We start from the raw sequence: 9,510 nt of genomic DNA on the forward strand, positions 1-9,510 counted from the left end.
CTCTTATTGATACTGCACGCCTACGCCAAACTGCACCACCAATCCTTTAGTATCTTTAGAAATTTTAATGGGTAGCTGGCTTTCTGCACTTGGCAAATACTTATTCAATAGCGTAAAAAAACGATATACTTTTTTTAATTCATCTGTTTTAGCCCTAATATCAAAACTCGCTTTTTTAAGAGAATCTTGTTTCTTAGACACAACCTCAATTTGATAATTTTCAAAACAAAGTTTCAAAATTTTATCCAAAACCATTTTAGATTCTTCATAGCCCAAAACTTTTAATAAAAGCAAGCTAGTATCCCTTTGAGTGCGATAATTATTAAGGCTAGTCTCAAAACGCCTTTGGGTATATTCTAAAAGGCTTTTTTTACGATTCTCTTCTAAAAGCATGCTTTTGAACTCAAGCATGCTAGGCCATAAAAAATAATGAGTATTTAACCACCCAAACAATGAAAAAATCCCTAAAAATATAAGGTTTTTAATAATAAAGCCCACATCGCCGGACTGCTCTCTATCTATATGAGAAAAATGTATTTTATCCATGCGACCCCCTTAAGGATTTTTAATAAAAGCGGTATTTGAAGAACTTGTAGAGACAAAATTAAACCACCCATCACTTAGGGGGAAAAATTCTGCTTGAGAGTAATCAAACATTGAATTTAACTTGTTTTGAAACAAAAAATAAAAGGCCTCTTTTGATGGAGTCTTGCCCTTAATAATAATGCTTTGCTGACCCATTTCAACTGAAGTAATCGTAATGGAATCTGGCACAATATTTAAAAGTCCTTGCAAAATATCCTTAATATTATCATTGTAATCCAAGCGTTTTTTAGCCTCTTTAATCAATTTGAGCGTTTGAGCAATCTTCACTTGCAAACGATTGATTTCATGGCGATAGATAAGCTCTTGAGTTTCTAAAAACATAGCATTGTTGTTGGTGCGCTTACTCGCATTTTTTACAAACCATACTAGCCCTAAAACAACCATACACGATAATACCAAATAAAAAATCCAAATTTTAGAAAGCTTGCTAACAAGGTGCTTAACCTTTGGAGGAATAAAACTATAACGCATGTTCATCATTCTCTATACGAGCAAGCATATTCAGTTGCTCTACTAATGAAAAAGTAAGTTTGCTCACTTCCATCATCAAATATTCTTGCAAATGCAATAAAGCCTTTTGATGGATTTGACAACTATCTAAAAGCACGACTTTTTCTACAAAATCTATATCCTTAGAACTATAGACATTCCTTAAATTTTCTTGCAAAATATCAGCAATAATAGGAATATTCGTCAAGTCTTCAATAAGATTTTGAGCGTTTTCTTCAGGTTTTTCTGCACCATTATCTTGAACCCCATCTAAATTCATAGCCTCCTCTAAATTATCAATATCCTCTTGAATCTCACTCAAAAATGATTCTATCATTTCATTTTTCACTTCCATAGACTCATCTGGACTGCTTTGCAGAAACACTTCAGGTTGCTCTTCTAAAAACACCGATTTAGCCAAAAAAATCTCTTTTTTATCCGCAATCAAAAAATAAACTCTAGAACGCTCCATAAGCAAATATAGCGATGGTCTACTTTCTAAACTATCATAAACAAAACGATAAATAATATTAAAAGGCGAAAAAAGATAATCTATGTCTTGGATTTTAAAACGCTTAAAATCTTTTAGAAAATCTTTGGACTCTATATAAGCGCAATATTTTTGGTTAATTTCACAAACTCTATAGTCTTCTTTAGGATTTTCTAGTTTTAGTTGCTCAAAAACACTTTTTTCACACACAATTTCTTTGGCCTTACTCATAGCACTAAAATAAGTGTAAGGGTATTTTTGAGTATAAGTTCGAGCAATTTTTAAGGCTTGAATAGGAATCTCGCCATTCTTAGTTTCAAACATTTTATAAAATTTTTCTTTAACTTGAGAATTTTTGATTCTTAAAACCTGAATACTCAAATCATTCTTATCCACATTAAAAGAAATATACACTTGAGAAAAAAGCTTTTCTCTAAGCATTCTTTCTAGCCCTTTAAACACCCTATAATCCCCTTAACTTCAACTTATTTGTTCTTGATTATTACAGCTATCCATACGCATCTTCAAATATTCTTTAGCCCTTGAAAGCTCCCATTCCTTAGGGATAACAACAGGTTCTAACATATAATAATGCACTTCACTAAAAGGCTTAGGAATTTCAAATTTATCCCAAGTATTAAATTGCCATGCACTTTTACAAATAACCCTACACACACTAATACCTACGCCTGATTTTTGAGCTAGAGCAATAACCCCATCAGCTATGCTGTGTCTTGGTCCTTTAGGGCCATCTGGAGTGATACCTACATCATAGCCTTCTTTTAAATGCTTAAGCCCCTCTATCAAAACCCTAACCCCCCCTTTTTTACTAGAACCCCTAATGTTTTTAAAGCCAAAGCTTTCAAATAAACCCGCTGCAATAGAGCCATCAAAATGCTGGCTTGCAATCACATAAATACAAGGTTTTTTAAGCCTTAAATAAGCAAAGCCTATCATGCCAAGTTCACCATGCCAACAACTTACAATAAATTGTTGCTCTTTTAATTTTTGAGATAAAAAATAGCGGTTCTTACAAGTTTTATGCAATAACCAAAGGACTCCCCAAGCCAAGCGTGGAACAATCCTTAACACTAAATTTTTTCTAAAAAATTTTAAACTCAACTCTTCCCTTTAATCACTCTTTGACTGCCCCAACTAAGCGTCCTTTATCATTAGAAACAATTTTTACTTCTATAAGTTCGCCCAAATTCCTTTTTTCTTTACAAGTTACTTCAATAAATTTTCCCGTATCACTACGCCCCTCAAAACCTATAACTTGATTTTTATCTTCACGCACATTCTCTACTAACACCACATGCGTTTTACCCACTTCAAGTTTTGCTTTTTCTTCTAAAATTTCTTTATGCCTACTTTGTAATCTTTCTAATCTTAAAGATGAAACTTCTAAAGGCACTCTCTCTTTCCAAGCTCCCGCTTCAGTAAAAGGGCGTGGCGAGTAAATAAAGCTATAGAGCGTGTCAAATCGCACTTTTTCTAGCACATCCATAGTATCTTCAAAATCTTTATCGCTTTCATTAGGAAAGCCTACGATAATATCAGTACTAATTCCCACTTGAGGCACTAAGGATTTTAATTTCTCTACTCTGTTTAAAAACCATTCTTTGGTATAGCCCCTTTTCATGGCTTTTAATATTGCACTAGAGCCACTCTGTAAGGGCATGTGGATATTCTTACACACCTTAGGATTGTTCGCAAATCTCTCTAAAAATTCATCATTCATATGCAAGGGGTGAGGTGAAGTGAATCTTATCCTTTCAATGCCAGCAATCTCACTTAATTTATCCAACAAATCGCTAAAATTCACTTTTGCATGCTCATTACTAAAACGCACGCCATAATTATTCACATTCTGTCCTAAAAGCATCAGCTCTTTAGTGCCATTGCTAGCAAGTTTTTCAGCTTCTTTTAAGATTAAATCCATAGGAATAGAAATCTCTTTACCCCTAGTGTGCGGAACAATACAATAAGCGCATTTTTTATCACAACCTATAGAGATGTTTAATAACGACCTAACTTCAGCCTTTTTCTCAAAAAACTCAAATGCATACGCACTTTCATCATAATCAATAGCCACCTCAACCGCTTTTTCTTGATGAATGACTTGAGAGATTTTAGACACATTCCTAGCCCCTAACACAAAGCTCACACTTGGGGCTTTTTTGAGTATATCTGCTCCCATATGGCTTGCTGTGCATCCACAAACACCGATTTTTGCACTAGGTTTTTTAATCTTAGCAAATTGACCGATTTCTGAAAATAATTTTCGCTCTGGTTTTTCACGCACACTACAAGTATTGATTAAAATCAAATCCGCTACTTTGGGGTCATTAGTCTCTTTATAGTCTAGTTTGGATAGCTCGCTTAATAAATGCTCACTATCCCTAGAATTCATAGCACAACCCATCGTTTCAATATAAACTTTCAACACAAGCCCTTAAATAATGTGTAATTCATAAAGAAAATCTTTCTCATCAGTGCTTACTCTCACTTCATCTAAATAAGCTGTATGCCCCTTTTCTTTGAAAAAATCCACCGCCTTAAGCATGTCTTTATGAGCGTTTGAGGGAGCAAAATAAAAAATAGAATGCTTATCTTCACTAAATTTTTTATACAAGTCTTCTAATTCAACGCTCTTTGTGTCTGATTTTCTTGTGTTCTTTGCTAAAACTAATTTCATAACTTTCCCTTTTTATTTCATCTATTCAAATCTCTAATTTTAACGCATTCTATCTTTAAAATAAATTATTTTCTCTCAAAGCACTTTTTTACCCCCTAAAAACAAACATTCCACTTCTTTAGCATGCAATAAAAATTGTAAAACCGCTTGTTCTTTAGTAAAACTTTCATCAAAACTAAACACACTCAAATCCGCTCTTTTATTTTCTTTTATCTCGCCATTATTTAACCCCAAAGCTTTAGCCCCATAATGCGTAGCCCCTAAAAGAGCGATTTTAGCTAATTCTAATAAGGGCATGGGTTTTTGAGAAAATAAAAACGCTCTTAATTCATCTAAAAAATTCAGCGAAATATTAGAGCTCAAACCATCTGTGGCAATACTCACATTCAAATGTGCTTTTCTAACTTTTTCTAAATCCAAAACTTTCCCACTTAGTAGGCGATTAGAAACAGGACATGTGATTAAAAAAGCGTTTTTGACTTGAGACTTAATTCTTTTTAAGACTTCTAAAGGTGCAAATTGATTATGCACAAATAAAGTATGTGTGTCTTTAAACATTTCAATGTAATCATTCACGCTCTTATAAAGCGATTTAGCATTAGTTTGGTTTAAAAATTTTTGATAGAAACTCTTAAACCACCCACTAGAATTTTCTAACCATTCTAATTCTTCAAAAGATTCTAAAAAATGCGTAGAAAGCAAGCTTTGTGAGTCTTTGGCTAACTTAATGATACTTAATGCCATATCTTTTTGGACTGAATAAGGGGCATGCAAGGCTAGAGCGATTTTAAAACGCTCATTTTCTAACGCTTTTAAATCCCTAAATTGTGTCTTAAATATTTCTAGTCTTTCTAAGGAATAGCTACTTCCTAAAAACTCCATAAATACCACAGCATTTAAGGGACAATCTTGTAATAAATTGACCTCTTTAAGATAGCTAGAAATCGCCCCCACACTCCCCACTCCACTTTTTAGCTGTGTGTTTATAGCGTTTTTGATAGCCATCTCACAATTTTGTAAAATCGCCCCCCTATTTTCCATCACGCTTTCTAGCCAGTTAGCAAAACTCCCGTAATTAAAACTCGCCTTATTGTTAGAAAACTCAAAATGAATGTGTGGGTTAATAAAGGCGGGTAAAAGAATGGAATTTTTAAAAAATTGTACCTTTAAATGAGGGTATTTAAGCACTAGGCTTTTATAAGCGCCTATTTCAAGAATCTTTTCATCAAAGACTACGCCATAATCTTGTAAAACTTCGCATTTTTCATTACAAAGAAAAACTAAAGAAGCCCCTATGATTTCTCGCATAAGCCCCCTTTAAAAAACGCTGTTTGTCCTTTTAAAATCACTCTTTCAACCACACCTTGTAATTCTAAATCATAAAAAGGCGAATTTTTATTGCTAACCCTTTTTTTAGCATCTAAATCTACGATAATAAGATTAGCCATTTTATTTTCTTTAATCTCGCCTGAGTTTTGCCCTAAAAACTTTGCTTGATTAAAAGCCATGACCTTAATAAGCTGTTGTAAGCTAATAATATTTGTTTGAACCAAAAAGGTATAAGCCACGCTAAAGGCGTATTCTATACTCTCACACCCAAAAGCACTTTCTTCAAAAAGCTGTGCGTTAGAGTTTTTATGAGTATGGAGACTTGTTAGCATGGAGATTTCATTATTTCTTAAAGCAACTTGCAAGGCGTTTTGACTTTTCTTGTCTCTTAAAGGGGGGGCAATTTTAAACCTAGGCTCATAATTTTTAATTACGCTTTCATCTAATACTAAATGGCTTAATGGCACTTGAATTTGTAAATTCGCCCCTAAATAATTAAAGGCTTTTGTAAGTTCTAGTGTGGCTATACTACTGATTTTATTTAAAAGCATAGGAATGCCTAAGGCTCTAGAAACTTCCATAAAACGCACTAAGTGGGTGTTTTCAAACGCATTGTCTATGAAACTTTGCCCTAATTCATAGGCTAATTCCCCACTATTTAAGCTTTCAAAAGAATTTTCTAAGGATATCAAAAGGGGCAAGTTATAGGATTTTGCATAATGGCTGATGAGCTCTAAAAAAACATCACTTTGGGCGATTAAAATTTCCCCCCCTTGATTTTTAAGCGTAGCAATGTCTTCTAATCTGCTATCCTTAATTGCCATAATATTTTTAATATTACTTTGAGCGTGATTAAAAATATTAAGTAGCCCTACCCCACCTTTAAAAGCCTTTTGTCTTAAATTTTCATAGCCTTCTAAACAGGTAACGCTTAAATCAATTAAGCTTGGCAATACAAATAAGTTCGCACACTCAATTACTTCTTCGTTATCTGTTGGGCTTAAGTTTTCTTTTATTTCCGTAATGAGAGAATCTTTTAAACGAATATCCGCTACCCTTAATTTTTCATCATCATAAAACGACGCATTTTTTAACAGCATATCCCCCCCCCTAATTTTGTAAGAAATTTGTCAAGTTTTTCATAGAATCTGTCATAATCAACACCCCCATTAAAACTAGCACTAACCCTGAAATAATCTCAATAGTGCGGTTGTATTTCTTTAAGGATTTTAAAAATAATAACGCCCTTTCTACCATTAAAGCCACTAATAAGAATGGAATGGCTAACCCCATAACATACACTACCATAAGCAACAAACCATAAGTATCCTTGCTTGCACTCATCATCACAATAGAAGTAAATATAGGTCCAATACAAGGCGTCCAACCTAGGGCAAAACTCACCCCTAAAAGAAAGGGATAAAAGCGTTGCATACTATTAGATTTACTACTAAAACGCACGCTTTGAGTCTTATACAAAAAAGTAAAACGAAATAGTCCTAAAAAATGCAAGCCAAAGAGTATGACAATACCCCCAGAAATATAATTCACCCATCCCCCCACAAAGCTATGAATAAGCTTTGCCATAGACATGCCCACACCCAAAAATACGAGCGAAAATCCTATAACAAACATCAAGGATTTTAAAAAAACCGAAACTCTTTTAGCCTTACCATCTTTAATATCTTCTAAAGAAATTTGAGAGATATAAGACATATATGCTGGAATTAAAGGCAACACACAAGGGCTTAAAAAAGTCAAAACCCCAGCTAAGAGCGAAGTTAAAAAAGGCGTTGTCTCAAATAAATTTATCAGCGTGTTATCAAACATATTTTAATCCTTAAATCTTATCTTTATGGTATCTAAAATCCTATGATTTTTATCTTTGTATTATATTCATTAAGTTTATTCAATCAACTTAAATCAATGTAATTCTATTTTTAAGTTGTTCTATCTAAATTTTTATAGCTTGTTTTCATGATGTTAAAAATTAGGTTTTATTTTTAAAAACCCTTAAAATAGCCCATCGGTTTTCTAAACTCTTAGTTTTTTATTTTTAATTGCCCCCCTTTATGCTACAATTCAAACTTATTTTTATTTCATTCGTAAAATCATTTAAAAAAAGGAAATTTCTTAATGTCTCATAACAGATTAAAATTTTTTAGTGCTTTAAGTTTAAGTTTATCTCTAGTTAGTTCTCTAATAGCTGAAGAAAGCTCTTTCTTTTTAGGGGCTAACTATCAAATGGCACAAATGAGTCAAAGCTCTACTATGACTAACCCTTATTACAATAACCCTGATATTTTCGGGGGGGGGGGGGTAATACCTCTCTTTTAGATAGCCAAGAATTAACAACCCTTTCTAATGATGTTTCTAGTCAAATCACAAATTTACAAAACCAAATAAAAAATTCAAGTAATCAAGCTCAAGCACAACAAAAAACCCAACTCGCTCAGTTAAAAATCCAAGAACAAGCTATCAAGACCTTAAAAGCTATTCAAAATGACCCTAGCTTACTTAAAAACTCTCAAATAGATAAAATAGCTAAAAGCTTACAATTAAATGCAGGTTTAACACAAAATGGTGTAGGGATTATGAGTTTAGGATTAGTGTTGGCTCAGAGTAATGAATTATTACAACTTATCAATCCTAGTCAAGTTAGTAGTAATCCTAAACAAGCTACGCTTATAGCAAGTAATCATTATGCCTTAGAGAGTAATGCTAATTCAAATGTAGTTTATAGTTTGTCAAAATTAAGGAAGCAATCGTTTGAGGGGTATATAAAGGGGTTTTTCAATAATTTATCTTTTGGTAGCAATAAGAATCAAACTACAAAATCTATCATTCAACAAGCTCAAGATATCTTAAAAGCCTTAGAAAATCCAAAGGATACAAATACAGATATTGCTAGTATTACTCTACAAGTAAATGGCAAAACTGAGACCATACCACAAGCTTTAACTTCTATTATTAGTGAAATAGAAAGTAACACTATTGGTAGCCCTAAAAATACATCAAGCAACTCTAACACTTCCTTAAGTGCTAGTGGTGGTATTGAAGCTTTAATGTTATTTCAAATGCTACAAGGCATAGCTGAGAATAGCCCTACAACTAATTATGCTTATGCACTATATAATAATGTAACCATGTTGCAAAAAACGACCGGAAATTTCTTTAATTGTCAGGTTTATGGGCAAGTTTCTCTTGGGGATAATTGCCCTATAGGACCAGCAAAACTACAGCATTTAATCCAAGAGATAGACCCAAACCTTATGACAATCTATAACCAATTTTATTCAATTGCCATGGCTTGGATTGGAAATAGCATGGCTGTTTTTACTCCTACTTTACAAGCATTGCAAAATAAAATTAATGACTTAAATTTCTCAAGCAACTCCACAAAAGAAAGAGAAAAACAAGAAGCTCTAAGCATTATCAATCAAGCTATCTTAAATAATGAAACCTTTGATAATCAGATGAAAGCTCTAAATTCACAATTTGGCTATTGGATACATGATGTTGCATTTAATGAAATTTTATCAAGTAAGGTTAATGTCAATTCAAATGGTGATGCCACTTTTGATAACAAGACAATCACAGCACAAGAAGTGTATAATGCTACTTACAAATGGTGGGTTAAAGCAGGTGATGTTGCTAACGCTCTTATTGCTCACAATCCTAAAGAAATTAGCAAAGCTATCAATGGTTTGTATAATTTTTATAACGCATCTACTCAAGGCATTCCTAATACGCAATTATATACTACAGGTGGTGATGATAGCACGCTTAATCAAATCTTAAAAGAAATCAATAATCAGTTGCCAAATCAATACAAACAGCATTTTACTTTTATGGCATTACCCCCCAAACTCAACACCTATAACGAATTACAATCTTC

Annotated in this window: 10 protein-coding genes and 1 pseudogene; 2 read left to right on the plus strand and 9 right to left on the minus strand. The window is 33.2% G+C overall.

From position 1 onward, the window contains the following. Positions 1 to 3: 3 nt before the first annotated feature. The 9 genes from C6H25_RS01305 to C6H25_RS01345 form a co-directional block, all read right to left on the minus strand. Positions 4 to 546 (minus strand): hypothetical protein, encoded by a 543-nt coding sequence (locus tag C6H25_RS01305; RefSeq protein WP_104747688.1) that lies wholly within the window; start codon positions 544 to 546, stop codon positions 4 to 6. Positions 547 to 555: 9 nt separating this feature from the next. Further along, on the minus strand, positions 556 to 1,077 hold the full coding sequence (locus C6H25_RS01310; protein WP_104747700.1) for a hypothetical protein: 522 nt from the start codon (positions 1,075 to 1,077) through the stop codon (positions 556 to 558). Next, positions 1,067 to 2,047, minus strand: a complete 981-nt coding sequence (locus C6H25_RS01315; protein ID WP_104747689.1) for a hypothetical protein — start codon at positions 2,045 to 2,047, stop codon at positions 1,067 to 1,069. Before C6H25_RS01315 ends, C6H25_RS01310 begins: the two co-directional genes overlap by 11 nt. Before the next feature lie 18 nt (positions 2,048 to 2,065). Next, positions 2,066 to 2,707, minus strand: coding sequence for a lysophospholipid acyltransferase family protein (locus tag C6H25_RS01320; protein WP_104747690.1), 642 nt, complete (start codon positions 2,705 to 2,707; stop codon positions 2,066 to 2,068). Positions 2,708 to 2,720: 13 nt separating this feature from the next. Next, on the minus strand, positions 2,721 to 4,031 hold the full coding sequence (miaB, locus tag C6H25_RS01325) for a tRNA (N6-isopentenyl adenosine(37)-C2)-methylthiotransferase MiaB (RefSeq protein ID WP_104747691.1): 1,311 nt from the start codon (positions 4,029 to 4,031) through the stop codon (positions 2,721 to 2,723). Positions 4,032 to 4,040: 9 nt separating this feature from the next. Beyond that, the gene (locus C6H25_RS01330) at positions 4,041 to 4,283 is read right to left on the minus strand and encodes an HP0268 family nuclease (RefSeq protein WP_104747692.1); all 243 of its coding nucleotides are present in this window, start codon (positions 4,281 to 4,283) and stop codon (positions 4,041 to 4,043) included. A 75-nt stretch (positions 4,284 to 4,358) separates the two neighbouring features. After that, positions 4,359 to 5,591: an aminofutalosine deaminase family hydrolase gene (mqnF, locus tag C6H25_RS01335; protein ID WP_104747693.1), complete on the minus strand. Its 1,233-nt coding sequence runs from the start codon at positions 5,589 to 5,591 to the stop codon at positions 4,359 to 4,361. Further along, complete coding sequence (locus C6H25_RS01340; protein ID WP_104747694.1) at positions 5,576 to 6,712, minus strand: amidohydrolase family protein; 1,137 nt, start codon at positions 6,710 to 6,712, stop codon at positions 5,576 to 5,578. The genes mqnF and C6H25_RS01340 overlap by 16 nt, the downstream gene beginning before the upstream one ends. A gap of 10 nt (positions 6,713 to 6,722) precedes the next feature. Then, on the minus strand, positions 6,723 to 7,442 hold the full coding sequence (locus C6H25_RS01345) for a cytochrome c biogenesis protein CcdA (protein WP_104747695.1): 720 nt from the start codon (positions 7,440 to 7,442) through the stop codon (positions 6,723 to 6,725). A 306-nt stretch (positions 7,443 to 7,748) separates the two neighbouring features. Between C6H25_RS01345 and C6H25_RS01350 the strand changes: the two genes are divergently transcribed. Further along, positions 7,749 to 7,949 (plus strand): hypothetical protein, encoded by a 201-nt coding sequence (locus tag C6H25_RS01350; RefSeq protein WP_104747696.1) that lies wholly within the window; start codon positions 7,749 to 7,751, stop codon positions 7,947 to 7,949. A gap of 257 nt (positions 7,950 to 8,206) precedes the next feature. Then, positions 8,207 to 9,510, plus strand: a pseudogene (locus C6H25_RS01355) (hypothetical protein); the annotation flags it as partial.

This window comes from Helicobacter cetorum (assembly GCF_900198405.1).
Classification (GTDB): Bacteria; Campylobacterota; Campylobacteria; order Campylobacterales; family Helicobacteraceae; genus Helicobacter; species Helicobacter cetorum_C.

What these genes read in the sequence shown, in the direction of transcription:
- C6H25_RS01310 (WP_104747700.1), bottom strand. Translation starts at nt 1,077, where the DNA reads ATGCGTTATAGTTTTATTCCTCCAAAGGTTAAGCACCTTGTTAGCAAG.
- C6H25_RS01345 (WP_104747695.1), bottom strand. Translation starts at nt 7,442, where the DNA reads ATGTTTGATAACACGCTGATAAATTTATTTGAGACAACGCCTTTTTTA.
- C6H25_RS01305 (WP_104747688.1), bottom strand. Translation starts at nt 546, where the DNA reads ATGGATAAAATACATTTTTCTCATATAGATAGAGAGCAGTCCGGCGAT.
- C6H25_RS01340 (WP_104747694.1), bottom strand. Translation starts at nt 6,712, where the DNA reads ATGCTGTTAAAAAATGCGTCGTTTTATGATGATGAAAAATTAAGGGTA.
- mqnF (WP_104747693.1), bottom strand. Translation starts at nt 5,591, where the DNA reads ATGCGAGAAATCATAGGGGCTTCTTTAGTTTTTCTTTGTAATGAAAAA.
- C6H25_RS01330 (WP_104747692.1), bottom strand. Translation starts at nt 4,283, where the DNA reads ATGAAATTAGTTTTAGCAAAGAACACAAGAAAATCAGACACAAAGAGC.
- C6H25_RS01350 (WP_104747696.1), top strand. Translation starts at nt 7,749, where the DNA reads ATGTCTCATAACAGATTAAAATTTTTTAGTGCTTTAAGTTTAAGTTTA.